Source organism: Meiothermus cerbereus (assembly GCF_051297115.1).
In the GTDB taxonomy this organism is placed as follows: Bacteria; Deinococcota; Deinococci; order Deinococcales; family Thermaceae; genus Meiothermus; species Meiothermus cerbereus_A.
The window spans coordinates 1-23,745 of record NZ_JBEVAL010000045.1 but is presented as its reverse complement, the minus strand read 5'-3'; the positions used below and the strand labels follow the sequence as shown (position 1 = coordinate 23,745).

At 60.3% G+C, this 23,745-nt stretch carries 22 protein-coding genes; 18 read left to right on the top strand and 4 right to left on the bottom strand.

What is annotated here, in order from left to right:
- Positions 1-317 precede the first annotated feature (317 nt).
- From glnA to ABWU19_RS10100, 9 genes are all read left to right on the top strand, one after another.
- Positions 318-1,679: a type I glutamate--ammonia ligase gene (gene glnA, locus ABWU19_RS10140; RefSeq protein WP_435901575.1), complete on the top strand. Its 1,362-nt coding sequence runs from the start codon at positions 318-320 to the stop codon at positions 1,677-1,679.
- 262 nt (positions 1,680-1,941) lie between these two features.
- Entirely contained in the window at positions 1,942-3,102 is a 1,161-nt protein-coding gene (locus ABWU19_RS10135; protein WP_435901574.1) for a branched-chain amino acid ABC transporter substrate-binding protein, read from the top strand.
- Between the two features lie 338 nt (positions 3,103-3,440).
- Positions 3,441-4,421 (top strand): branched-chain amino acid ABC transporter permease, encoded by a 981-nt coding sequence (locus tag ABWU19_RS10130; protein ID WP_435901573.1) that lies wholly within the window; start codon positions 3,441-3,443, stop codon positions 4,419-4,421.
- Positions 4,418-5,851 (top strand): branched-chain amino acid ABC transporter permease, encoded by a 1,434-nt coding sequence (locus tag ABWU19_RS10125; protein WP_435901572.1) that lies wholly within the window; start codon positions 4,418-4,420, stop codon positions 5,849-5,851. Before ABWU19_RS10130 ends, ABWU19_RS10125 begins: the two co-directional genes overlap by 4 nt.
- Positions 5,852-5,853: 2 nt before the next feature.
- Positions 5,854-6,654, top strand: a complete 801-nt coding sequence (locus ABWU19_RS10120) for an ABC transporter ATP-binding protein (RefSeq protein WP_435901577.1) — start codon at positions 5,854-5,856, stop codon at positions 6,652-6,654.
- Positions 6,641-7,354, top strand: coding sequence for an ABC transporter ATP-binding protein (locus ABWU19_RS10115; RefSeq protein WP_435901571.1), 714 nt, complete (start codon positions 6,641-6,643; stop codon positions 7,352-7,354). The genes ABWU19_RS10120 and ABWU19_RS10115 overlap by 14 nt, the downstream gene beginning before the upstream one ends.
- Before the next feature lie 15 nt (positions 7,355-7,369).
- Complete coding sequence (locus ABWU19_RS10110; RefSeq protein WP_435901570.1) at positions 7,370-7,705, top strand: cupin domain-containing protein; 336 nt, start codon at positions 7,370-7,372, stop codon at positions 7,703-7,705.
- A gap of 44 nt (positions 7,706-7,749) precedes the next feature.
- Positions 7,750-8,100, top strand: a complete 351-nt coding sequence (locus ABWU19_RS10105; protein WP_435901569.1) for a plastocyanin/azurin family copper-binding protein — start codon at positions 7,750-7,752, stop codon at positions 8,098-8,100.
- Positions 8,101-8,134: 34 nt separating this feature from the next.
- Positions 8,135-8,680 carry a GNAT family N-acetyltransferase gene (locus ABWU19_RS10100; RefSeq protein ID WP_435901568.1) on the top strand — a complete coding sequence of 182 codons (546 nt, stop codon included), beginning with the start codon at positions 8,135-8,137 and terminating at the stop codon, positions 8,678-8,680.
- Here the strand turns inward: ABWU19_RS10100 and ABWU19_RS10095 are convergent.
- Complete coding sequence (locus ABWU19_RS10095; protein ID WP_435901567.1) at positions 8,677-9,048, bottom strand: YkvA family protein; 372 nt, start codon at positions 9,046-9,048, stop codon at positions 8,677-8,679. The two genes, ABWU19_RS10100 and ABWU19_RS10095, sit on opposite strands and share 4 nt — an antisense overlap.
- A 228-nt stretch (positions 9,049-9,276) precedes the next feature.
- Between ABWU19_RS10095 and ABWU19_RS10090 the strand changes: the two genes are divergently transcribed.
- The 4 genes from ABWU19_RS10090 to ABWU19_RS10075 all read left to right on the top strand — a co-directional run bounded on the left by ABWU19_RS10090 (position 9,277) and on the right by ABWU19_RS10075 (position 14,195).
- Positions 9,277-10,821 carry a glutathione ABC transporter substrate-binding protein gene (locus ABWU19_RS10090; protein WP_435901566.1) on the top strand — a complete coding sequence of 515 codons (1,545 nt, stop codon included), beginning with the start codon at positions 9,277-9,279 and terminating at the stop codon, positions 10,819-10,821.
- Between the two features lie 126 nt (positions 10,822-10,947).
- Positions 10,948-11,868 carry a nickel ABC transporter permease gene (gene nikB / locus ABWU19_RS10085; RefSeq protein ID WP_435901565.1) on the top strand — a complete coding sequence of 307 codons (921 nt, stop codon included), beginning with the start codon at positions 10,948-10,950 and terminating at the stop codon, positions 11,866-11,868.
- 18 nt (positions 11,869-11,886) lie between these two features.
- Entirely contained in the window at positions 11,887-12,957 is a 1,071-nt protein-coding gene (locus tag ABWU19_RS10080) for an ABC transporter permease (RefSeq protein WP_084496120.1), read from the top strand.
- Between the two features lie 191 nt (positions 12,958-13,148).
- Positions 13,149-14,195, top strand: coding sequence for a protease complex subunit PrcB family protein (locus ABWU19_RS10075; RefSeq protein WP_435901564.1), 1,047 nt, complete (start codon positions 13,149-13,151; stop codon positions 14,193-14,195).
- A gap of 205 nt (positions 14,196-14,400) precedes the next feature.
- Here the strand turns inward: ABWU19_RS10075 and der are convergent, their stop codons facing one another.
- Entirely contained in the window at positions 14,401-15,756 is a 1,356-nt protein-coding gene (gene der, locus ABWU19_RS10070; protein ID WP_435901563.1) for a ribosome biogenesis GTPase Der, read from the bottom strand.
- Positions 15,757-15,840: 84 nt separating this feature from the next.
- Here der and ABWU19_RS10065 point away from each other — a divergent pair, with 84 nt between their 5' ends.
- The 5 genes from ABWU19_RS10065 to ABWU19_RS10045 all read left to right on the top strand — a co-directional run bounded on the left by ABWU19_RS10065 (position 15,841) and on the right by ABWU19_RS10045 (position 19,798).
- Positions 15,841-16,503 (top strand): SDR family NAD(P)-dependent oxidoreductase, encoded by a 663-nt coding sequence (locus tag ABWU19_RS10065; RefSeq protein ID WP_435901562.1) that lies wholly within the window; start codon positions 15,841-15,843, stop codon positions 16,501-16,503.
- Between the two features lie 23 nt (positions 16,504-16,526).
- On the top strand, positions 16,527-17,393 hold the full coding sequence (locus ABWU19_RS10060; RefSeq protein ID WP_435901561.1) for an ion transporter: 867 nt from the start codon (positions 16,527-16,529) through the stop codon (positions 17,391-17,393).
- A gap of 41 nt (positions 17,394-17,434) precedes the next feature.
- Complete coding sequence (locus tag ABWU19_RS10055) at positions 17,435-18,040, top strand: lysophospholipid acyltransferase family protein (protein WP_435901560.1); 606 nt, start codon at positions 17,435-17,437, stop codon at positions 18,038-18,040.
- A gap of 185 nt (positions 18,041-18,225) precedes the next feature.
- Positions 18,226-19,305 (top strand): peptide chain release factor 1, encoded by a 1,080-nt coding sequence (gene prfA / locus ABWU19_RS10050; RefSeq protein WP_435901559.1) that lies wholly within the window; start codon positions 18,226-18,228, stop codon positions 19,303-19,305.
- Positions 19,306-19,330: 25 nt separating this feature from the next.
- On the top strand, positions 19,331-19,798 hold the full coding sequence (locus tag ABWU19_RS10045; RefSeq protein WP_435901576.1) for an NUDIX hydrolase: 468 nt from the start codon (positions 19,331-19,333) through the stop codon (positions 19,796-19,798).
- Positions 19,799-20,020: 222 nt separating this feature from the next.
- Here ABWU19_RS10045 and pheT read toward each other — a convergent pair whose 3' ends face one another.
- Both pheT and pheS read right to left on the bottom strand, forming a co-directional pair.
- On the bottom strand, positions 20,021-22,375 hold the full coding sequence (pheT, locus tag ABWU19_RS10040; RefSeq protein ID WP_435901558.1) for a phenylalanine--tRNA ligase subunit beta: 2,355 nt from the start codon (positions 22,373-22,375) through the stop codon (positions 20,021-20,023).
- Between the two features lie 44 nt (positions 22,376-22,419).
- Positions 22,420-23,514, bottom strand: a complete 1,095-nt coding sequence (gene pheS / locus ABWU19_RS10035; RefSeq protein ID WP_435901557.1) for a phenylalanine--tRNA ligase subunit alpha — start codon at positions 23,512-23,514, stop codon at positions 22,420-22,422.
- Between the last annotated feature and the right edge of the window lie 231 nt (positions 23,515-23,745).

Here is a 23,745-nt window from a genome sequence, read left to right as displayed (position 1 = left end):
ATAACTCACCCCCGTCCCTTATTTTCCACTGGGTGTCAAGTCCTTTTCCGAATTGGCGTGGATTGAAAATTTCCTTAATACAAATCAAACAATAAGAAATGTTTTTGATCTGTTCTTTTTGCTGGGACCCCCACCCGAAGCTGCGCCAAGCGCTGCTCTTACATCCGGTTGGTTTTGACCTGCCCTAAACAGAAAGCTTCAGGCGGGGTTCATATAAGCCCCACCAGACCTGTGCCCACGGCTTCCTGAAGCAGCCAACCGGCCAGGAAACGAGAAACGCCTGTCAAAAGCCCGGGCAATACCGGTATGCTAAACACATGGCACGAACCAAGCAGGATATTCTGCAAGAGCTAAAAGACCATCGGGTACGCTTCTTGCGCCTACAGTTCACCGACATTTTGGGCATCAACAAAGTGGTTGAGCTCCCGATTAATCAGTTTGAGAAGGCTTTAGACGGCGAGATTATGTTCGATGGCTCCTCCATTGAGGGCTTTGGCCGCACCGAGGTCGAAGAGTCAGACATGCTCTTGAAACCGGATTACAGCACCTTTGTGGTCTATCCAAGAGACTTAGAGCCCACCACCAAAGGTGCCGTAGCTCGCTTAATCTGCGATATTGCTTACCCCGATGGCAAACCTTTCGAGGGTGACCCCCGGCAGGTACTCAAGCGGCAGATCGAGCGAGCCCAGAAAAAAGGCTTCGACAACCTCTACGTAGGCAGCGAGGTGGAGTTCTTCTTATTTAACCGCAGCTCCGAAGGCGGCCCGACCATTCACACCTACGACCGGGCCGGCTACTTTGACCTGGCCCCCACCGACAGGGGGGAGGAGGCCCGCCGGGATATGGTAGACATGCTGGTAGCACTGGGGTTGCAGCTCGAGGCTGCCCACCATGAAGGCGCCCCTGGTCAGCACGAGATTGACTTCAAGTACACCGACGCCCTCCAAGCTGCCGACAACCTGACCACCTTTAAGTTTGTGGCCAAGCGCATTGCCATCAACCACGGGCTTCACGCCACCTTTATGCCCAAGCCCATTGCTGGCATTAATGGCTCGGGCCTGCACTTTCACCTGTCGCTGTTCAAAAATGGTGAGAATGTTTTTTATGAGCCCAGGGGGAAGCTCGAGGTCTGGCCCCATCAGCTATCCAAAACCGCCCTTCAATTTATCGCCGGCCTCTTCGAGCACGCCGAGGGCATGGCCGCCATCACCAACCCGCTGGTCAACTCCTACAAGCGCCTGACCCCCGGATATGAAGCCCCCACCAGTGTGGCCTGGTCGGTTTCGCAGCGTAGCGCCATGATCCGGGTTCCCAAACGGCGCGGCATGGGCACCCGGGCCGAGTTTCGCTTGCCCGATCCCTCCTGCAACCCTTACCTGGCCCTAGCGGTGATTTTGGGGGCGGGCCTCGAGGGCATCGAAAGCAACCTGACCCCCCCACCCCCCATCGAACGCGACGTATACGAGCTTTCGGTACGGGACAGGCGCAAGTACCGCGTCAGCGAGATGCCCAGAACCCTGCGCGAAGCCCTCGAGGCCCTGCAAAAGAACCGGGTCGTCCGGGCCGCATTGGGCGAGCAGTTATACAAAGATTTCCTGAATGCCAAGCAGGTGGAATGGGACTCCTACCGGATCGCAGTTCACCAATGGGAACTTGACCAGTACCTGGCCGAATACTAGCGCCGTCGCGCCGAGATACTGCGGGGGTAGTACAGGGGTTGTTCAAAACCATCATGAGGCCAGTCAGCGCCGCTCCACCTAAAGACTGATGGCTTCAGTCTTTAGAGCTGCAAAGGCGGCTACCCCTGTTGCAGTTTCAGAAAAATTGTGTACCCTCAAAATGGCTGGAAAAAAATAACCGCCCACGTTGACACACCTTGGTGTGGGCTGGGTAGAATAGGCCAGCCATCACGGCTAAGTTTGTTCTTCAGGAGGAATCGGCATGAAAAAGCTCGCAATTCTAGCGCTGGGCGTATTGGCCCTGGGTGTGGCCTCGGCCCAGTCCAACGTCATCAAGATCGCTTCGGTCTCGCCCCTGTCCGGGCCTCAGTCCGCTCTGGGAACCGCCATCCAGCAGGGCGCCCAGATGGCCATCGAGGATGCCCAGGCCCGCTTCCAGCAGCTTGGCTTCCAGCTGCAGTTCAGCCCTCAAGACGACCAGGCCACCCCAGATGTGGGTGTAGCGGTAGCCCGGCGTATCGTTAACGACCCCGACCTGCTGGGTATCGTGGGTCACCTGAACTCGGGCGTGGCGATAGCTGCCTCCGAGATTTACAAAGACACCAACCTGGTCATGGTCTCCCCCGCCAACACCAACCCCCGCGTTACCGACCGCGGCTACTTGAACGTCAACCGCATCTGCGGGCGTGACGACGTGCAGGGTCCGGTGGGTGCCGAGTACGCCGTAAAGGTGCTCAGGAAAAACCGCCTGTTTGTGATCCACGATAAAACCCCCTACGGCCAGGGTCTGGCCGAAGCCTTCGCGGCCCGCGCCAAGGAGCTGGGCGCCAACGTGGTGGCCCTGGTAGGCACCGAAGAAGCCTCCAACTTCCAGCCCCTCATCCTGCAGATGCGCGCCCAGCGCCCCGACCTGGTCTACTACGGTGGTATCTACGACAAGGGTGGTGTGCTGGTAAAGCAAATGCGTGAACGCGGCATCACCGCTACCTTCATGGGCGGTGACGGTCTGGATGCTTCCGACCTGGTCAAGATTGCCGGTACCGCTTCGAAAGGCGTGATTTTCACCACCACCGCTGGCCCCATCAGCACCCTGCCCAAGGCCGCGGCCTTTGCCCAGCGCTACAAGGCCAAGTTCGGCAAAGACCCTGAAGCCTATGCAGTGTACGCTTACGATGCAGCCAATGTGATTCTTACTGCCCTCGAGGCCGCCATCAAGGCCAACAACGGCCGTAAGCCCACCCGCGAACAAGTGGCCCGCGCCGTACGTGAAGTGAAGCTTGATGGCCTCAGCGGTCGCATCGAGTTCGATAGCAAGGGTGACCGCAAGCTCTCCGACTACTACATCGTGGGTATGAAGGAGGCCAAGTACCCCGGCGAAGTGCTGCGCGTGATTCAGTTTGCGCCCCCGGCCGCTCGCCAGTAAGTTTTACTTTAGAGCGCTCTTCATAACCATTGAGCCGCTCATACCTTGATTGCTGTGTTCTAAACAGCACCGTTGCCTCCCATCCGGGAGGCAATGTCTTGTGAAGGGTGCGGTAGAGGCTCCTGCATTCGCGGGAGCCTTCTTTTTATGCAGCTTTGCGTGTTTTTTGTGAGAAAAATCAAAAAACTGACCCAGGGGTCAGTTTTTCATTTTTTTGTTGCCTGTTGTCAGGTTTGTTTGCAACCGATATACTCTGGCAGGCTTATCTGGAAAAGAGCACACGCCTCAATGAGTTTATATGCGTGGGTTCGTATAATCTTAAAGACTAGGAGGTTTACTTGACGGTTGCAGATCTGCTTGCCATCCTGCCGCAAACCTTCCTCGAGGGTCTGCTGTTGGGGTTTGTCTACGCCATGGTGGCCCTGGGCTATACCATGGTTTACGGGGTGCTGGGGCTGATTAACTTTGCGCACTCCGAAGTTTTCATGATCGGAGCGGTGATTGGCCTCGAGGTCTTTCGGTTCTGGGGCAACCCCGAGGCGCCTGTAATTTCCAACCCTTTCTTGCTGTTGCTGGTTGCCCTGGTTTTCGCAGCAGCAGGTTCAGGCCTTATGGCCACACTGGTAGAACGCTTTGCTTACCGTCCCCTGCGCAAACGGGGCAGCGAGAACATCCTGGTTCCCATGATTACTGCTATCGGGGTCTCGTTTTTGCTGCAAGACTTAACCCGCATATATGCTGCCTTGCGTCACAACGAGTTCAACATGCAGTACCGCACCTTCGATGAATTGAACACCACCTTGATGCTGCCGCTCGAGACCACCATTCAGGTTAAGGGCATCATCATCATTGTGGTCTCAATCCTGATGCTAATTGGGCTGACCTTCCTGGTGAACCGCACCAAACTTGGCAAAGCCATTCGGGCGGTCTCACAGGACATGCAAACAGCCGCTCTTATGGGCATTAACCCTGACACCATCATTTCCCGCACATTCCTTATCGGGGGTTCGCTGGGTGGAGTGGCTGGGGTTTTGTTCGGTCTGCTGTACACCAATGTAACCCCTTATTCCGGGGTGTTGCCTGGGCTAAAAGCCTTTACCTCGGCTGTTCTGGGTGGAATTGGCAACATTCCCGGCGCTATGGTTGGGGGGCTTATTCTCGGCCAACTCGAGACCCTCTCGGGTACCTTCCTGCCCTTCCTAACCAATGGCAACTTTGGCACCGAGTACAAAGATGTGTTCGCGTTCTTAACCCTGGTGCTGCTGTTGCTCTTCAGACCACAGGGAATCTTTGGTCAGAATGTGAGTGAAAAGGTATGAGCCAGTTCATTTTTCCTTTCACCCTCGCTTTCACGGTCCTCTCTATTCTGGGGGCCCTGCTGATGCCCCAAAACGGGCTGACCAACCTGGCCTTGCTGGTCTCGGTAGGCCTGGTAAGCCTGAGCAAAATACCTACTACCTGGCGTTCAGGCTTGCTGGCCGTGCTAACCCTGGTGCTTACCATTCTGCTGCGGCTCAACCCCAGCGACAAGCTGGCCTTCTACGGCCTTTTGGCGGTGCTCGTAGCGGCCTTTTTGCTACCCAATCTGAGCAGTCTAGTGCGCATCGCCCTGGGTGCAGCCATCCTGTTTATCGCGGTGCCCATTGCCGGCCTGACCAACTCGTTCTTGTTTGAGCTGGGCATCCAGATTGGAATTTTTGCCGCACTGGCGCTGGGCCTTAATGTGGTGGTAGGGCAAGCTGGGTTGTTGGATCTGGGTTTTGCGGCCTTTTTCGCTATTGGAGCCTATACCTGGGGCATTTTTGGCTCACCGCAGGCCTCCCAGTTTATCGCCGGCTTTCCTGCTGCGGGGTTGCCGGGCAACTATCTGTATTTGTTTATGGCCCTGGCCGTCATTACCGCGGCCATTACCGGGGTACTGATTGGCCTCCCCGCCCTGCGGCTACGGGGCGACTATCTAGCCATCGTTACCCTGGGCCTGGGTGAGGTGGTGCGGGTTTTTGCCAACAACCTCGACAAACCCATCAACATTACCAACGGCCCCCAAGGCATTACACCGGTTAACCGTCCTGAGGTGGGGCCGCTGACCGAATTCCTGCGGGCCATCGGCGCCGAACGCCTGTATGGGCGCCCTATTGACGAGCCCATCGCCTACTCGTTCTTCTTTTACCTGCTGGTGCTGCTGGTGATTGGCATTGTGGTTCTGGTCAACATCCGGCTGGCCAACTCGCGCTTTGGACGGGCCTGGGTAGCCATCCGCGAAGACGAGATTGCCGCCAAGGCCATGGGCATTCCGCTTTTGCCCACCAAGCTGCTGGCTTTCGCCACCGGCGCTGCTTTTTCTGGTGCTATGGGTGCGGTTTTCGCCGCCAAACAAACCTTTGTGAGCCCCGAGTCCTTTACATTGCAGGCCTCTATTAACATTCTGGCTTTCGTGATTCTGGGTGGCATGGGCTCCATCGGCGGAGCGGTGGTGGGCGCTGCTGCCGTCACGGTGCTCAACATCGGTATCCTCAAGGATTTCTCCGACCTGCTGAACACCTGGCGGCAGACCGGGGTCAACATTTTGGGCTATAACATGGCCAACCTGCCCCCCCAGCTTAACCCCGCAAAATACGAGCGTCTGGTGTTCGGTTTGATTTTGATTCTAATGATGATTTTCAGGCCTGAGGGGCTTATACCCGAACAAAGACATAAAGCTGAGCTACAAGAAGCCCGTCAGGAGGCCAAAGAAGGCGGTGGTGAATGAGCGTGTTGGCCCTGGATGTACAAAACGCCACCAAAAAGTTCGGCGGGTTGGTGGCCGTCAGCGATGTAAGCCTACAGGTGCGGCCCAAGGAAATTTTCTCGGTTATCGGCCCGAACGGGGCTGGCAAGACCACCTTCTTCAACCTGCTTACCGGAATTTATAAGCCCGACACCGGGCGGGTGGTCTTTTTCGGCCAGGACATTACCGGCTACTCACCGGATAAAGTCGCGCGTACCGGTATTGGCCGTACCTTCCAGAACATCCGCTTGTTTAAGGCCATGACGGTGCTGGAAAACGTGCTGGTAGGGCATCATAGCCTCACCCATCAGACCTACTTTGACGTCCTCCTGCACACCCCAAGGTTTCACCTCACAGAAAGAAAGGCCAAAAAGCGGGCTATGGAACTCCTGGCCTACATGAACCTGGACAAGCGGGCCGAAGAGCTGGCCTCCGGGCTTTCGTATGGGGAGCAACGGCGGCTCGAGATCGCCCGGGCTTTGGCCCTGGAACCCAAGTTGCTTTTTCTGGATGAGCCCGCAGCGGGGATGAACGAGCAGGAGACCGAAGACCTTAAGGTACGCGTACGCAAGCTGCGCGACGACCTGGGTCTGACCATCGTGCTCATCGAACACGATATGGCCATGGTAATGAGCATCTCGGATCGGATAGCGGTGCTCGAGTACGGCTCCAAGATTGCCGAGGGTTTGCCCGCCGAGATCCGCGCCAATCCACGGGTTATTGAAGCCTACCTGGGCAAAGGCGCAGCAGGACAGGCCGGAGGGAGCACGCATGCCTCTGCTTGAAGTCAAAGACATCCACACCTACTACGGTCATATCCACGCGCTCAAGGGCATATCGCTTACGGTTGAGGAAGGCGAGATTGTTACCCTGATTGGGGCCAACGGCGCAGGTAAAAGCACCACCTTGCGCACCATCAGCGGCATGAACAAGCCCCGCAAGGGCGAGGTGCTGTACAAAAGCAGCCCCATACACAAACTGCCTGCCGACAAAATCGTGGGGCTGGGTATCGGGCATGTGCCCGAAGGGCGGCGCATCTTCCCCCGCATGACGGTGGAGGAGAACCTGGAAATGGGCGGCTTTCTGATCCGCGACCCCAAGGTGGTGCAGGAGCGTAAGGAACAAGCCTTCGCCCTGTTTCCTCGCCTGGCTGAGCGGCGCCACCAAAAGGGTGGTACCTTGTCGGGGGGGGAGCAGCAGATGCTGGCCATCGGGCGGGCCCTGATGCAAGACCCCAAGCTGCTGTTGATGGACGAGCCCTCGATGGGGCTGGCCCCGGTACTGGTGGACTTTATTTTCGAGATTATCCAGAAGCTCAATCAGCAGGGCAAAACCATTCTGCTGGTGGAACAAAACGCCCGTCTGGCCTTGCAAATTGCCCACCGCGGCTATGTGCTCCAGACCGGCCACCTGACCATGAGCGGCCCGGCCAAAGAGCTGGCAACCCGGCCCGAGATCCAGGAAGCCTACCTGGGCGGCCACTAAGCTGTGGGGTGAGCGATGAAAGCCAGGTATGCCCAAACAGCCAGCCTTCCGGGCCTCGAGGTGCCCGGTGCGGTGCTTCGCCCGTTTGCCGGCGAGCATCTGATGCTGATGCGGGCCGAGGGTAAAGCGGGTTCGCCCCTGGCCGCCCACACCCACCCCCACGAGCAGATTACGCTGGTGGTCTCGGGGCGGTTGCGGCTGCGAATTGGGGAGGAGTGGCTCGAGCTCGGCCCTGGCGATATAGCCCATGTGCCCTCCAATGTTGAGCACGAGGCGGTTTTTATCGAAGACAGCGTGGTGTTCGATGCCTTCCATCCGGTGCGGCAGGATCTTTTAGACAAGCTCAGGTAACTGCGCCAGACCGCATTGTAAAATGCGCTTCTAGAGGTACCTTTATGCGCAGGCTAATCCAGGCAGGTTTAGCAGCCTTGGGGTTGCTGGTCGTCTTCGCTTGCCGAAACAATTCCCCACCTGCCAGCACCCCCCCAGACTGCCCAGCCACCATCGGCATCGAGGGCTTTACCTACAGCCCTTCCAGCTGCAAGGTCAGGCCAGGGCAGGGTGTGTCTATAACAGCCAGCCCAACCCATCCCCTGCGGGGTCTCGGAGCAGGCAACCCCATCCCAGCCACCCCAGCCACCACCACCCAGATCTACACCTTTAGCGCCCCCGGAACCTACCAATACGAGTGCGCTACCCACGCTGCCCAGGGTATGAAAGGCTCCATCACTGTGGTTGACCCCTGAAGCTCTGTGGCCAGAAAGCCGATACAATCGGCCTATGCAAGTCGAGGTTACAACCTACTACCTCGAGATGCGCTCACCCCAAGCACTACGCCCCAAGCGTGTGGCACTAGAGGGTTTGCTGCTGATGAAGGCCGAAATTCCCAGTGCCGAGCTGCAACACTTTCTCTACCGCAGCGTGGGGGGCAACTGGTACTGGTACGAAAAAGCCAACTGGAGCTACCAGGCTTGGTGGGAATATGCCCAAAACCCCAACCTGCATACCTGGGTGCTCTACCTGAAAGGCACGCCCGCAGGCTATTTTCAGCTCGAGGTGCAGCCCGAGGGGAATGTCGAAATCGTGTACTTTGGCCTGCTGGAGCAGTTTGGCGGAATGGGGCTGGGGGGACACCTGCTCACCTGTGCCCTCGAGGAAGCCTGGCGGCTGGGGGCCCAGCGGGTCTGGGTTCACACCTGCTCGCTCGACAGCCCAGCCGCCTTAGCCAACTACCAGGCCAGGGGCATGCAGCTGTACAAAACCGAGACCCGGCTGGTTGAAATTCCCGACCGGACACCTGGCCCCTGGTCAGGGGCCTATGGCTAAACCGCCTCGCCAAACCACACGCTGGCCTGACGCCGGGCGCGCTCTTTGATGGCGGGCGTAATGTGGGCGGCTACCGTCCCTGCTGCCAACAGCAGAACGCTCAGGTCATCGGTAAAACCGATTAACGGGGCCAGATCGGCCACCGCGTCGAGGGGCACCAGAAAATAGACCAGCGCGCCCAGAATGGTGCGTTTGGCCCAGGTGGGGGTGCTGGGTTCTTGCAGGGTGTAATAAAGCCAGAGGGCCTTTTCCACCACTTCGCGACCTGCCCGGCGGGCAAACCTTTGCAGCTTTTGCCAGAAGGCGGCCTCACTATAGCGTTCAGTGGGCTGGATGGGTGTGACCTCGAGCCTTTGTAACTCTTCCATAACCGACCCTTCAGCTAAATGGTAGCAGTTCCTCCACCAAACAGATGAGCCAGGTGTGCAAATGTAACCCAGGCTGCAAGATTTACCGCAAGGTTTTCCTTATGCTAACCTCACTTTGCAAGCAGCGTTCACCCACATCGGGCTGCTGGATCGGCTTCTTTACCTCGGGGTTTTGCCAGGCCATCTAGCCCACGCTGTGGATAAAAAGGCTGCAAAGGAGGATATCTCATGCGACTCAGATTCTGGCTCACCTTGGGGCTGACCCTCTTGCTATCCTGGGCTTTGGCCCAGTCCCGTACCCTGATCATCGCCCAGGGCACCGACCCCACCTCCCTCGACGCACCTCTGGCCACCGACTCCCCTTCGGCCACGGTTGCCAGCCACGTGGTAGAAACCCTGTTCTACTACACCCCCGACGGAAAAATCGTGCCGCAGTTGGTTGAGCGTTTCAGCTTCAGCACTGACCGCAAGGTGCTCACCCTCAACCTGCGCAAAGGCATCAAGTTTCACGACGGAACCGAGTTTAACGCCGAGGCCGTGAAGTTCAACCTCGAGCGTCTGATCTCTCCCGAGCTGGCCTCTTCCTTTGCCTTCTTGCTGCGGGGGCGGGTCAGCGCTTTCGAAGTGGTGGACGCCCATACCCTGCGTCTGCGCATGCCGGAGCCCTTTGCCCCGGTGCTGGCCCACCTCACCCACAGCTCCACTGCCATCCAGAGCCCCGCGGCCATCCGCCGCTTGGGGGCAGGCTACCGCGACAATCCCGTGGGCACCGGCCCCTACAAGTTCGACCGCTGGCAGAAAGGCCAGTTTGTAGAGCTGGTGCGCAACGAAGAGTACTGGGGCAAGAAGCCCGCCATCGAACGCCTGCGCTTCCTGGCTGTACCCGAGGCCACCACCCGGATGGCCCTGGTCGAGACCGGGCAGGCCCACGTGGCCGTGCGGGTTCCACCCCAGGATGTGCAGCGCCTCAGCGCCCGTCCCGAGATTGATGTGGTAACCACCCCCAGCGTGCGCACCATCTTCTTCTACTTCAACCAAAGCAAAAAGCCCTTCGACGATGTGCGGGTGCGCAAAGCCATCAACCACGCCATCAACAAGGAAGAGATTGTGAAGTTTGTGCTGGGCGGCTTTGGCCGGGCCTCCGATGCCCCCATCAGCCCCGGCATCTTTGGCTATACCAAGGTTGGGAGCTATGACTACAACCCCAGCCTGGCCCGCCAGCTTCTGGCCCAGGCCGGCTACAACGCCCAGAACCCCCTGCGCTTTACCCTGCACAGCCCCAACGGGCGCTACCTGCAGGACATCCGGGTAGCCGAAGCGGTGCAGAGCCAGCTGCGGGCGGTGGGGGTACAGGCCCAGATCCAGACCCTCGAGTGGGGTGCTTACCTGGCAGCTACCAACCAGCCGCGTGAACGCAACGAGATCCAGGTGGCCATGCTGGGCTGGGGTACCGTCACGGGCGACGCCGACTATGGTCTGTTTGGGCTGTTCCACAGCTCGCAGCACGCCCCCAACGGCTTCAACCGGGGCTTCTACGCCAACCCCCGCCTGGACCGTATCCTCGAGCAGGCCCGCATCGCCACCAACCCCCAGGCCCGTCAGCAGCTTTACGCCAGCGCCATGCAGATTATCTACAACGACGTACCCTGGGTCTTCCTGCACTCCGAGCAGCAGGTTACGGCTATCCGCCGCGAGGTTCAGGGCTTTGTGGTACACCCCACCGAGCGCCTGATCGCCACCGAGGCCAGCTTCCGCACCTCAGCCGAGCGCTAAAAAATGCCCTCCTACCCCGCCACCTGGGTGGCGGGGTTTTTCTTGCAAGGACAGCAGGACTTGGGTAGGATGTGCAGCAAAGCTTAGCGACCCTCGCTGAAAAAAAAATCTGAATAGGCCTGACCCATGACCACCTACATCGCCCGCCGCTTGCTCACGGTCATCCCCACCTTGCTGGGGGTCTTGCTGGCTGTATTCCTGATGGTACGGCTGGCCCCCGGCGACCCTGCACAGCTACTGGCCGGGGAGTTCGCCACCCCCGAAACCCTGGCCGATATCCGCCAGCGTTTTGGTTTGGATCAGCCCTGGCATGTGCAGCTGGGCCTTTACGCAGCCAACGTGGTGCGGGGCGACCTGGGGCAGTCGGTGCGCACCCGCAAGCCCGTCACCTACGAGCTACGCCAGTACTTCCCCAACACCCTGCGGCTCACCCTGGGCGCCATGCTGGTCGCGCTTTTGATCGGAATTCCGGCGGGCATTATCGCCGCGACCCGGCCCGGTACCATCTTCGATTTGCTGGCCATGCTGGGGGCTTTGATTGGGGTCTCGATGCCGGTATTCTGGTTTGGCCTGATGGCTATTCTGATTTTCTCGGTGCAGCTCGGGTGGTTTCCGGTAGCCGGTACAGGCACGCTCTGGCATCTGGTCTTGCCCGCCATCACGTTGGGCACCGGCACCGCTGCCATCCTGGCCCGTATGACCCGCAGCGCCATGCTGGAAGTGCTCTCGCAAGACTATATCCGCACCGCCCGGGCCAAAGGGCTGGCCGGAAGGGTAGTGATCTTCAAGCACGCCCTGCGAAACGCCTTGATTCCTGTCGTAACCATCACCGGCCTGCAGTTTGGCGGGCTGCTGGAAGGAGCGGTCATCACCGAGACGGTGTTTGCCTGGCCCGGCATCGGGCAGTTGTTGGTGGGTTCGATTCTGGCTCGAGACTACCCGGTGGTGCAGGGCGCGGTGCTCCTGATCGCGGTGGCCTTCATCCTGATTAACCTCGTGGTAGACCTGCTGTACGGCGCTATCGATCCGCGCATTCGCTACGACTAAAGCCTGCAAGGTACACCTATGGCAGAATCTGCAAATCCTGTTCAAGCCTTATCTTCAAAGCGGGAGTCACCCCGCTGGCGGCGGCGGCTGCTGAGAAGCCCGCTGGCCATTGCGGGTTTTGTATTTATCGGCATCTTTGTCCTGGTGGCGGCTTTCGCCCCTTTCATCTCGCCCTACAGCCCAGTCGAACAAAACCTGCGCGGCACCTATGTACCCCCCATGCGCGTTGAGTTTCGCGGCCCGGAAGGGCAGCCGGGCCTTTGGGTGCGCGAGGTGAGCCGCACACCACTGGGGGCGCTCGAGGTAGGCCAGGAGCTCTACCCCATCCGGTTCTTGGTGCGGGGTGAGCCCTGGGTGTGGTGGGGTGGTCTTTTGCGCAGCGACCTGCACCTATTTGGCGTGGACGGCCCCATCAAGTTTTACCTGCTGGGCTCCGACGAACAGGGGCGCGATATTCTGAGCCGCCTGGCCCACGGCGCCTGGATTTCGCTTTCCATAGGCCTGATTGCCGTGTCCATAGGCCTTTTCATCGGCGTACCGGTGGGTCTGGTCTCGGGCTACTTCGGCGGTACTTTCGATCTGATCACCCAGCGCATCGTGGAAGTGATGCTTTCCTTTCCTGGAATTCTGCTGGCCATTGTGCTGGTTGCTACCCTGGGCACCGGCCTGACCAATGTGATGATCGCCGTGGGAATCGCGGCCATTCCAGTCTACGCCCGGTTGGTAAGGGGTTCGGTGCTCGCGCTGCGCGACCGCGAGTTTGTGGAGGCCAGCCGGGCCCTGGGCAATCGCAACCGGCGCATCCTGCTGTGGCACATCCTGCCGAACTCACTTTCGCCCATCATTGTGCAGTCCAGCTTGCAGATGGCAGTAGCAATTTTGTTTGCTGCCGGGCTGGGTTTCCTGGGCCTGGGCGCCCGACCTCCCGAACCGGAGTGGGGGCTGATGCTGGCACGGGGACGCGAATACCTGGCCACTGCCCCACACGTGGCCACCTTTCCAGGGCTGGCCATCATGTTTGTGGCCCTGGGCTTCAACCTGCTGGGAGATGCCCTACGCGACGCGCTCGACCCCAGAACAGCAGGATGAACCCGCCCGGTCATATGAACCCCGCCTGAAGCTTTGTGTTGGGTAGCAGGTCAAAAACGACTGGGTTTCGCTCTAAAAGGCGCTTCACGCTTTTTATCCGCCTCTCACACAGTACCAAGTCATCCCCTCCTCCTTTGAGCAAAGTTTTACCGACCAACAGGCTGCTTTAAAAAAGCCCTAAGATGGGAGGTATGAAACCATGGTTGGGTCTTGCGATGGTAGCCCTGGTAGGTTGCGTACCCCTGCCGGAACAGCAACCGTATCAGGTCAGTGAAATTCAGCTGCTGTTTGCCGAGAACACCGAGCGCTGGACGTATTTTTATGGTGAACCCCAGGTGGTTCAGCTAGGGGTGCAGCGCCTCTCGCTTACCCAGGGCAGCAGCGCCAGCCCGCTGGCCGTGCCCGAGGCTTTGCTGGTGAATGGCGAGGCCCTCTACCGTGAGATTGGGCCTGCACAGCCCCGCGTGGCCCAGACCACCCGCTCCTTCTTCGGTTTGCAGTATGTGGTGCGCACCAGCCGCGATGTGAAAAGCGCCTGGCTCTTCGATGGAAGCTGGTCGCGGTTGGGAGGTGTTTTTTTGGGCAACACCGCCCAATTTGTCGAGGACCGCCCTGGCTCCCCCTACCTGGAGGGGCTTTCGGATGCCGAGAGCGCGGTGGTGCTACGGGAAATCCTGGCCCGCCGTGGGGGACGCCCGGTGGTGGTCTACGAGATTCAGCCACCCCTGGAACCCAACCGCTATGTGCCAGCCCCCCGCCAGAGTCGTTTAGCTGCCCTGGCCGTACAGTATGGCCTCGAGACGGAGCTCATCTTTATGATCCCCAGCCCAAACCCCACCCCCCGCGTTTTACTCCAGGGCAGCCAGGCTGCCTATACCGCGCCAGGCCCGGCGGCCTACCTTGCCGGCAACGCCACTCAGCTCCTCAACATCTGGCGTCTGGCCACCGGCAATCAGGTGCCCCCACCCGCTACCCCAGTAGTAGATTTCACCCGCAGCCGGGTGGTGGCTTTCTTCTGGGGACAAAAGCCAACCGGCGGCTACAGCGTGCAGTACGTCAGCAGCCAGCTTTCGGGCAGTACCCTGCGGGTCACCCTGCGCCTCGTAAGCCCGCCACCCGGTGCCATAGTGACCCAGGCCCTGACCAGCCCCTTTGTGATGCTGGAAGTACCGGCCCGCTTCACACGGGTAGAGTTTGTGGACACCAGCGGGCGTCTGCTGGCAAGCGCCAGCGAGTGACACAAACTCCGGCTGGAGCATCTATCGCACTCTTCACAGGCGTTAGCTCCCATTCGGGAGGCGACTGTGCTGTGCAGGACAAAGCAAGCAAGCTGTGAGCAGCTCAATATTTGTGAAGAGCGCTCTAGTTCAGTGCTGGTTAAAACCAACGGGCAAATGCCGCTCCCGTCGGGAGCCCCAGAAAACAGAACGACTCAAGGCAGCCTCATGTGCGCTCTCCCTCACCCTTCGGCTCCCTGCGCCCGCGGAACACCATCCGAAAGGGAATCTCGCGCAGACCCAAGTCTTCGCCGATGCGGTTGCGCAAAAAGCCCTCGAAGGCCCGCGTTACGAACTCGGGGTGGTTGCAAAAGAAGACAAAGGTGGGGGGGGCCACCTCGGGCTGGGTGAGGAAAAAGAGCTTGAGGGGCTTGCCCTTGAAGTTGGGGAGCATGGTCTGGGTGCTCCAGACCGAAAGCCAGCGGTTGAGCTCGGCGGTCTCGAAGCGCACTCGAGCCAGCTCAAAAAGCCGCGCGGCCTCGGAAAGCAGCTTGTGCAGGTTCTGCTTGGTAACCGAAGAGACGTACAGCACGGGCAGGTGCTGGATGTGGGAGAGTTTGAGGGCCAGGTCGGCCCGCACCCGCTTGGCCTCCTCTTTGCTCTCGATCAGGTCCCACTTGGTAATGGTCACGATCACCGGCTTACCGGCCTCGAGGGCCTCGTTGGCTAGTTTTAGCTCGTGGTCGCCCACTTCCTTGGGGTCTATGACCAGCAAGACCACATCGGCATCCAGAATGGCCTGGTGGGCCCGCCCAATGGCCTGTTCCTCCACCCCGGTCTCGGGCCGCTTGCGAATACCGGCGGTGTCTACCAGCAAGAACCGGCTGCCCCCGTAGTCGAACTCCACGTCAATGGAGTCGCGGGTGGTGCCGGGTATTTCCGATACAATCACCCGCTCCTCACCCAGGATGGCGTTAAGCAGGCTGGATTTGCCCGCGTTGGGGCGGCCCACAATAGCCAGGCGGATGGGCACCACTTCGGGCTCGCCCTCGCTCTGGCGAATCGGTAGCATAGCCCAGATGCGCTCCAGTAAATCGTCGAAACCACGCCCGTGGGCCGCACTGGTGGGAACGGGCTCGCCAAAGCCCAGGGCATACAAATTGCCCAGGTAGGCCTCGTGCTTGGGGTCGTCTACTTTGGTGGCCACCAACAGCACCGGCTTGCCCTGGCGGCGCAGAAAGTCGGCGACCTCGAGGTCGGCCGTCACAATGTCGCTCCTCCCATCCACCGCAAAGAGCACCAGGTCGGCGTCCTGAATCGCACGCTCAACTTTTTGCTTGATTTTCTTCTCCCACACATCCCCCGACCACAAGCCGCCGGTATCGATCAGCTTGAAGCGGCCCTGCTCGCTTTCCACCACGCCCTCTTTGAGGTCGCGGGTAACCCCGGGCACATCGGCCACCACCGCAAACTGGCTCCCAGCCTTGGCCGCTTTTTCCGGGGCCGCACGCAGCCCCATCAATTTGTTGAAGAGGCTCGACTTGCCCACATTGGGGCGGCCCACAATAACCACTCTATACATAACTCAACTCGCCTTCGGTTTCTGGCTGGCCCACGTTACGTGAGCCCACAAACAGCATCCTTGATGTTACCATGCGCTCTTAGTATGAGGCCCAAAGTTTGTCTGGTGGTAGGCATGGGGCGGGGCATTGGGCTTAGCGTGGCCCGGCGCTTTGGGCGGGAGGGGTATCGGCTGGGCCTGGTGGCCCGCAGCGAAGCCCGGCTGGAAAACTACGCGGGGGCCCTCGAGCTCGACGGTTACACGGTGGGTAGCTTTCCCGCCGATGTGGCCCGTACCTCCCAGCTCATTTCCGCCGTCCGCGAGGCCGAAAAGCAGCTTGGCCCCATCGAGGTTCTGGTGTACAACGCCTACGCCTCGCAGGGCAGCCGAGCTTCGGAATTGAGCCTGGAGGCCCTCGAGGACACCCTCCAGGTCAACCTCTATGGCGCCTTGGTGGCAGCTCAACTGGTCATCCCCGGTATGCTCTCGCGCCGCAAAGGCACGCTGCTCTTTACCGGCGGGGGCCTGGCCCTCAACCCCCAGCCCGACCGGGCCGCGCTCTCGATTGGCAAGGCCGCGCTGCGGGCCTTGGTGGGCTCTTTGAGCAAGGAGCTGTACCACGAAGGCATCCATGCCGCTACCGTGACCATCGCCGGCCAGGTCCGGCGCAACACCCCCTTCGACCCCGACCTGATCGCCGAAAAGTTCTGGGAACTGCACGCCCAGCCTCCGGGCCAGTGGAAGACCGAGATCGTCTACCAGGGTTGAAGAGCCGCTCTATACTTTTCCCTGTGAGTGCTACGCCCAACGCCCTGGCCCACCTGGTGGAGTCGGCCTCCTTCAATCGCTTCGTAACCGCCATCATCCTTTTCGCCGCTGTGCTGGTGGGCCTCGAGACCTACCCACCCCTGATGGAGCGCTATGGCCCCACGCTTCACGGGCTCAACGGCCTGGTGCTGGCTATTTTTGCTATAGAGGTTTTGCTGCGCATGGCGGCCCTCTGGCCCCGCCCGTTGCGCTACTTCCAGAGCGGCTGGAACGTCTTCGATTTCTTTATCGTGGTTATTAGCCTCTTGCCAGGACTGGGAAGCTACGCAGTGGCCGCCCGCCTGCTGCGTCTGCTGCGGGTGCTGCGGCTCATCCGCACCCTGCCCGACCTCCAGATCATCCTGGGCGCCTTGCTGCGTAGCATTCCTTCCATTGGCTACGTGCTGCTGCTGATGCTGCTGCTGCTCTACGTCTACGCGGTGGCCGGGGTGTTTTTGTTCGGCCCCAACGACCCCTTCCACTTTGGCAACCTGCACACCGCCCTGCTCACCCTCTTCAGCATCCTGACCCTGGAAGGCTGGGTGGACGTGCTCCGCATTCAGTATTTTGGCTGTGAGCGCTTCGAGCTGCCCGACCCCAGCCTGTGCACCCAGCCCGTGGCCCAGCCTTGGGTTTCGGTGCTGTATATGGTCTCGTTTGTGCTGCTGGGTACGCTGGTGTTCTTGAACCTGCTGGTGGGCATTATCGTCAACAGCATGGACGAGATGCGCAAAAGCCTGCGGGAGCACAAAGCACCCCCCAGCGGCCTCGAGGGCCAGCTTGAGGAAGTGCAGGCCAGGCTACGGGAAGCCCAGGCTCTGCTCAGCAGCCTGCAAGGGCAACAGAAATAAGCGGCTTACCTTGTGGTATCCCTTATGCTATACCAGATACTATGAATCACCCCTATGCCATCCAACCCAAAACGCCCTGGCAGCGCTTTGGGGTGTGGGCTCTAAAGATGCTGGGCTGGACCGCGGTCATGGCCCCGCCCCCAGGTAAAAAGTTTGTGCTGGTGGGCTACCCCCACACCTCCAACTGGGACTTTTTGTATGCCCTCTTGTGGGGCATGGCCTCGGGCACGCGCTTCAGGTGGGTGGGCAAGAAACAGCTCTTCCCGCCAGTGATCGGGGTGGTGATGAAATGGCTGGGCGGTATCCCGGTAGACCGCTCCAAGGCGGGCGGCGATTTTGTTACCCAGGTGGCCCGCATCTTCGACCAGTACGACAACCTGTGGGTGGTTATAGCTGCCGAGGGCACCCGCAGCCGCGCCCCCTACTGGAGGAGCGGGTTTTATTACATGGCCCTCGAGGCCAAGGTGCCCATTGCGCTGGCCTATATCGACTACAGCCGCAAGGAAGTGGGCGTCGGGGGCTACTTTACCCCCAGCGGCAACATCGAGGCCGACTTCGAGCAAATCCGGGCCTTCTACGCCGACAAGGTGGGCCGCGACCCCAGCAAGCAAAGCCCCATCCGGCTCAAGCCAAAGGATAGTGCTTAGAGGCCGGAAAAAGCCTTCCATACTGCATTTGGAAAGGTTAATATTCCCAGATCCCCAAGCCGAATCTGTGCGGTGGGGTGCAAAGCGTTGTTTTAGCAAACCTTGAAGAGATTGGAGCCTTTCATGAAAGCCATCACCTATTAGCCAGGCGGTATCCGCGTTATTCTGGTAGTTAGTGACCGTTTATGCTAGAGAAACTTGAATCCCTTGAATCCGAGTACCAGGCGCTCGAGCGCCAACTGGCCGACCCGGCGGTGCTCACCAACCAGAACGAGTATCAACGCATTAGCAAGCGCTACGCCGAGATGGGCTACCTGGTCAACGTCATTCGCAACTACAAAGAAGCCTTGGCCCACCTCGAGGAGGCCCGCGAGTTGCAGTTCGACCCCGAGCTGGGGGAGATGGCCCAGGCCGACATCGCGGCCTTGCAGCCCCGCATCCAGGCCCTCGAGGCCGAGCTCGAGCTCTTGCTGCTGCCCAAAGACCCCCTCGATGAGAAGAACGCCATCGTGGAGATTCGGGCCGGTACCGGGGGCGAGGAGGCCGCGCTTTTCGCCGCCGAGCTGCGCGACATGATTATGGAGTACGCCCGGCGGGGCGGCTTCAAGGTAGAGCTCCTGGACACCTCGCTCACCGACCTGGGGGGGGTATCCAAGGTCTCCTTCGAGGTGACGGGGCCCGGGGCTTACGGCTACCTGAAGTACGAGGCCGGGGTGCACCGCGTGCAGCGGGTGCCCGCCACCGAGACCCAGGGGCGCATCCACACCTCTACCGCCACCGTGGCGGTGATGCCCGAGGCCGAGGAGGTGGACGTGCAGCTCGACCCCGCCGACCTCGAGATCACCGTCTCGCGGGCCTCGGGGCCGGGGGGCCAGGGGGTCAACACCACCGACTCGGCGGTGCAGGTCTTGCACAAGCCCACTGGCATGATTGTCTCCTGCATGGAGTCGCGCAGCCAGATTAAAAACAAGGAAAAAGCCCTCTCCATCCTGCGTTCGCGCCTCTTAGAGATCAAACGGGCCGAAGAGGCCGCCCGCCGCCGCGAAGACCGCCTGGCCCAGATTGGCGCGGGCGAGCGCTCGGAGAAAATCCGCACCTACAACTTCCCCCAGTCGCGCGTAACCGACCACCGCATCGGCTTCACCACCCACGACCTGGAAGGGGTGCTTTCGGGCGACCTCTCCAAGCTGCACGAGGCCCTGCGCAAAGCCGACCAGGAGCGCCAACTCGAGGCCCTGTCTACCCCCAAGCCCAAGACCGCCTAGGCGAAAGGTGGTCTTTATGCATGGGTTGCGACGTGACCTATTGGTGGCAGCAGCCATCCTGATGGACAAACAGGGGCGGGTCTTGCTGGTCGCCAACGACTGGAGCCGTCGCGGCAGGGTGCGCTATACCCTGCCCGGTGGCATGGTCGAGGCCGGGGAAACCGTGCTGGCAGCCATCAGGCGGGAAGTACACGAAGAGACCGGCTTGCGCGTCAAGTCTATCCAGCACCTGGCCTACGTGGTTCAGGTGGAAGATGCCCGCAAAAGCGAGCGCACCATTGCCATGGCCTTTCGCGCCGATTACGAAGGTCTGCTCAACCCCAAAGACCCCGACGGGCACATTGTGGAGGCCCGCTTCCTCACCGCCGAGGAGGTCGCCATCAAGCTAGACGAGCACCGTCCTTTGCTGGAGCCCCTGATGGACTACCTGAAGGGGGAACGGGGCCGTTTTTACGCCTACTCGAGCTGGGGCGGCGAGGGCACCAGGGTTTGATTGCCCTACCGCACTCTTCACAGACGTGGCCTCCCATCCGGGGGGCAACTGTGCTGTGCAGGACAGGGCAATCAAGTTTCGAGCGGCTCAACAATTGTGAAGAGCGCTCTAAGTTGCGCCGGGTAGATTGACAAAAACCCGCGGAATGAGTCTATGCGTACCTGGCGCAATTCCTAAAGCGATCTTTTGGAACAGCATCTTGCATTTCAACTCTGGAGAAACTTAGCGCCGAATGGCGAAGCCCTGTTGCTCGAGCGCGGCAATGATGTTTTGCATAAAGGAATCGGTCTCGAGGTCGGTCAGGGTGCGCTGGGGGTGGCGGAAAGTCAGGTGGAAGGCCAGGCTTTTTTGTCCCTCCTCCAGCGGCTTGCCCCGGTACACGTCGAAAATCTCCAGCTTTTCCAGGTATTCGCCTGCCCTGGCGCGAATCAGGCGCTCGACCTCGGCATAGGGGGTAGGCTCCGGCGCCACCACCGCCAGGTCGCGCATGGAGGCAGGGTATCTGGCGATATCGACAAAGCCGCCTGGCCCCTTGCTGAGGGGCAGGGTAAGCTCGAACAGGTACACCTGGGGCAGCTCCAGGGCTGTGGCAATGGCGGGGTGCAGGGCACCGATATGCCCTACCTTTTGCTCGTTCCAGAAGACCGCCCCACTGATGCCTGGGTGCAGGTGCGGTACGGCCTCTTTCTCGACCCGCACGTTGCTGCCCAGGTTGCGGGCGGTCACCTCGAGCAACCCCTTGAGGGCAAAGAAGCTGCCCTCTAGACCCTTTTGCCAGAGCCCTGCAATCGGATCACCGGAGAGCATGGCCGAAAGGTGAAGGGTTTCGGTTTGCCCAAAGACCTTACCCACCTCAAACAGCAGAAAGGGCCCGTCTTCTCCCTGAGCCAGTGCGGTTTGCAGGTTCTTGAGCAGGCCAGGATACAAAGCGGTGCGCAAAGCGGTGCGGTCGGTGGTCTGGGGGTTCTGCATGAACACCGTTGGGGCCGGTGCCCGCATCAGGGCGCATTCCTCGGGCGATGACCAGGAATAGTTCAGCACTTCCTGAAAGCCCAGCCCGGCCATTACCTGTTTAAGCCGTTCGATGGCCTGGTAGGGGGCGTCCACGCCAAGGTTATCGGGGTGGGGGAAAAAGCTGGGCAGGGTCGTGGGAATCTGCTCGTAGCCCACAATGCGGGCCACTTCCTCCACCAGGTCTTCCTCGATGGAGAGGTCTACCCGGTAGCTGGGCGGGGTTACGAACCACACCCCGGCCTGGTCGGTGGGTTCAACCCCACAGCCCAGGCGACGGAGCACCTCGGCCTGGGTGGCTTCGGGGTACTCGAGCCCCACCAGCCTCGAGGTATAGGCGGGCCGGAAGGCGATGGGCGGGTGGGGCTGGGTGTAGTTAAGGTCGAGGCGTTCCTGGGCCACCTGCACCTCCGGGCCAGCCCAGGCTTGCAGCAGCTCCAGAAAGCGGTCGGCGGCCAGGAGCTGCCCGTCCTTATCTACGCCCCGCTCAAAGCGGTAGGAGGCCTCGGTCTTGAGGCCCTGGCGTCTGGCGGTACGGCGCACCCGCACGGGGTCGAAGTGGGCCACCTCCAGGGCTACCGCAGTGGTGGTATCGCGGATTTCGTCCTCGAGACCCCCCATCACCCCAGCCAGCCCAGCCGGGCGGGTCTGCTGGCCGTCCTTGACTGCAATCAGCAGGTCGCGCTCATCCAGGGTACGCTCCTGACCATCCAGAGTAATTAGCTTCTCGCACGCCTTAGCCCGGCGCACCACCAGACCTTCCTTGATGAAGGCCGCATCGTAGGCGTGCATGGGGTTACCGAGCTCGAGCATAGCGTAGTTGGTGGCATCCACCACGTTGGAGATGGGCCGCATCCCGGCAGCGTACAGGCGGCGCTGCACCAAAAGCGGGCTAGGCCCTACCCGTACCCCTCTTGCATACGACAGGGTGAAGCGGTCGCAACCCTCGGGGTCTTCGATCCAGACCCCAAAAGGCAGGGGCAAGGGTGTGCGCTGGGGCTTGGGGCTGGGCCGCACCAGGGTCAGACCCAGGGCGGCCAGGTCACGCGCCACCCCATACACCGAGAGCCAGTCGGGGCGGTTGGGGGTAATCTCGACCTCGATCACCTCCTCGGGACCCCAGACCTCGGCCAGGGGGGTGCCGGGCGGCAGGGCCTCGGGGGCAAACTCGAGCAGGCCTCCCGCATAATCGCCCACCCCCAGCTCTTTGGCCGAGAGGGCCATGCCATAGGACTCGAGGCCAGCAATTTTTCGAATACTCAGCTCGCTTCCATCGGGCAGCACCGCTCCCGGCAGGGCCAGCGCCACCCCCATGCCCGTTTTGGCATTGGGCGCACCAGAGACAATCTGTACCTCCCGTCCGATATCCACAACAAGCCTGCGTACCTCCTTACCTTCCAGGTTTTCTACCTGCAAAACCCGGCCAAACACCACCTGACCAGGGGGCGGGGCCAGACGGCTGATGGACTCGGTCTCGAGGCCCAGCCCAGCCAGAAGCTCTTCCAAACGCGCACTGCTGGGCGCATCGGGCAGGAATTCTTTGAGCCAGCTATAAACAATTTTCATTTGGCAACCCCACTCATGTTCAACTTGGCCTTAAGGATCACGGGCTAGCCTCTAAACTGCCGCAAAAAGCTCAGGCGGTTCTGGTAGAAGTAGCGAATATCGGGAATGCCGTAGCGCAGCAAAGCCAGCCGCTCGACCCCCATACCAAAAGCCCAGCCAGTCATGCCCTCGTAGACCCGCGGCAAGCCATGTTTTTCGCGGTAGTCGTCCACTACCTTGAACAGGTAAGGGTGTACCATGCCCGCGCCGCCAAGCTCGAGCCACTTCTCCCGCTCGGGCCACCACATGGCAAACTGCACCCCCGGCTCCACAAATGGGAAGAAGGTCGGTTGAAAACGCGCCTTGCCCTCCTTGCCAAAAAGACCTCGAGCCAGCTCGCTAATGGCGCCTTTGAGGTCGGCCATGGTGATGTTGGGCCCCACCACCAAGCCCTCGAGCTGGTGAAACATGGCCTCGTGCGAGGCATCGGTCTGTTCGTAGCGGAACACCCGCCCCGGCACCACAATTTTGAAGGGCGGGGTGTGCTGAATCATGTAGCGAATCTGCATCCCCGAGGTATGGGTTCGCAGCACCGCCCCGCCCAGGTCGGTAACGTCCTCGCCAAAAGGCCCCTGGATGGCAAAACCGTGCTTTAGCCCTCCTTTTTCACTGGACTCAGACGCACCGCCAAACTCCACCCAGAAGGTATCCTGCATATCCCGCGCGGGGTGCCACTCGGGCATGTTAAGCGCATCAAAGTTGAAAAACTCACTCTCCACCTCGGGGCCTTCCACCACGCTGAAACCCAGCTTGCGAAAGATGTTCACCAGCTCGAGCAAAATCAGGCTGGTGATGTGCAGCCCGCCCGAGGGATAGGCATAGCCCGGGAGCGAAACATCCAGGGCTTCTTGCTCGAGCCTGGCCTGAAGCTCGAGCTCCTTAAGCTGGGCTTCACGCGCTTGCAGGGCCTCCTCGAGGGCCCGCTTCCACTCGTTCAGTACCCGGCCTTTTTCCTTGCGCTGTTCGGGCGAGAGCTGGCCCAGGGTTTTCATCTCCTGGGTCACCAGGCCGTTTTTCCCCAGGTAGTGTACCTTCAAGCCCTGTAGGCGCTCCAAAGTGGGAGCCCTGCCGATTTCTGCCAGTGCTGCCGCAATATCCATTAAACCTCCCAAAACCCTGTCCAGTTTAACTAAAAGTGGTGGGCGGCACTAAGCCGCCCACGAGAGAGTGTTGCATCTCCCGCGGGCCTAGCTAAAAAACCACCCCCCAGCCATACTTGCGGGTTAGCCTACCACCAGGGTCAAACCTGGGTCAATCGCCACCCATCCCATGGGTGCATCTCAGCAATTCCGTACAGGGAAAGCCTTCCACCTTAGGGCCTCGAAGGCCAC

Bases quoted from the DNA above. Each gene is read 5' to 3' on its own strand.
- glnA (WP_435901575.1), top strand. From the start codon at position 318: ATGGCACGAACCAAGCAGGATATTCTGCAAGAGCTAAAAGACCATCGG.
- ABWU19_RS10135 (WP_435901574.1), top strand. From the start codon at position 1,942: ATGAAAAAGCTCGCAATTCTAGCGCTGGGCGTATTGGCCCTGGGTGTG.
- ABWU19_RS10125 (WP_435901572.1), top strand. From the start codon at position 4,418: ATGAGCCAGTTCATTTTTCCTTTCACCCTCGCTTTCACGGTCCTCTCT.
- ABWU19_RS10115 (WP_435901571.1), top strand. From the start codon at position 6,641: ATGCCTCTGCTTGAAGTCAAAGACATCCACACCTACTACGGTCATATC.
- ABWU19_RS10110 (WP_435901570.1), top strand. From the start codon at position 7,370: ATGAAAGCCAGGTATGCCCAAACAGCCAGCCTTCCGGGCCTCGAGGTG.
- ABWU19_RS10105 (WP_435901569.1), top strand. From the start codon at position 7,750: ATGCGCAGGCTAATCCAGGCAGGTTTAGCAGCCTTGGGGTTGCTGGTC.
- ABWU19_RS10100 (WP_435901568.1), top strand. From the start codon at position 8,135: ATGCAAGTCGAGGTTACAACCTACTACCTCGAGATGCGCTCACCCCAA.
- ABWU19_RS10095 (WP_435901567.1), bottom strand. From the start codon at position 9,048: ATGGAAGAGTTACAAAGGCTCGAGGTCACACCCATCCAGCCCACTGAA.
- ABWU19_RS10090 (WP_435901566.1), top strand. From the start codon at position 9,277: ATGCGACTCAGATTCTGGCTCACCTTGGGGCTGACCCTCTTGCTATCC.
- nikB (WP_435901565.1), top strand. From the start codon at position 10,948: ATGACCACCTACATCGCCCGCCGCTTGCTCACGGTCATCCCCACCTTG.
- ABWU19_RS10080 (WP_084496120.1), top strand. From the start codon at position 11,887: ATGGCAGAATCTGCAAATCCTGTTCAAGCCTTATCTTCAAAGCGGGAG.
- ABWU19_RS10075 (WP_435901564.1), top strand. From the start codon at position 13,149: ATGAAACCATGGTTGGGTCTTGCGATGGTAGCCCTGGTAGGTTGCGTA.
- der (WP_435901563.1), bottom strand. From the start codon at position 15,756: ATGTATAGAGTGGTTATTGTGGGCCGCCCCAATGTGGGCAAGTCGAGC.
- ABWU19_RS10065 (WP_435901562.1), top strand. From the start codon at position 15,841: ATGAGGCCCAAAGTTTGTCTGGTGGTAGGCATGGGGCGGGGCATTGGG.
- ABWU19_RS10055 (WP_435901560.1), top strand. From the start codon at position 17,435: ATGAATCACCCCTATGCCATCCAACCCAAAACGCCCTGGCAGCGCTTT.
- prfA (WP_435901559.1), top strand. From the start codon at position 18,226: ATGCTAGAGAAACTTGAATCCCTTGAATCCGAGTACCAGGCGCTCGAG.
- pheT (WP_435901558.1), bottom strand. From the start codon at position 22,375: ATGAAAATTGTTTATAGCTGGCTCAAAGAATTCCTGCCCGATGCGCCC.
- pheS (WP_435901557.1), bottom strand. From the start codon at position 23,514: ATGGATATTGCGGCAGCACTGGCAGAAATCGGCAGGGCTCCCACTTTG.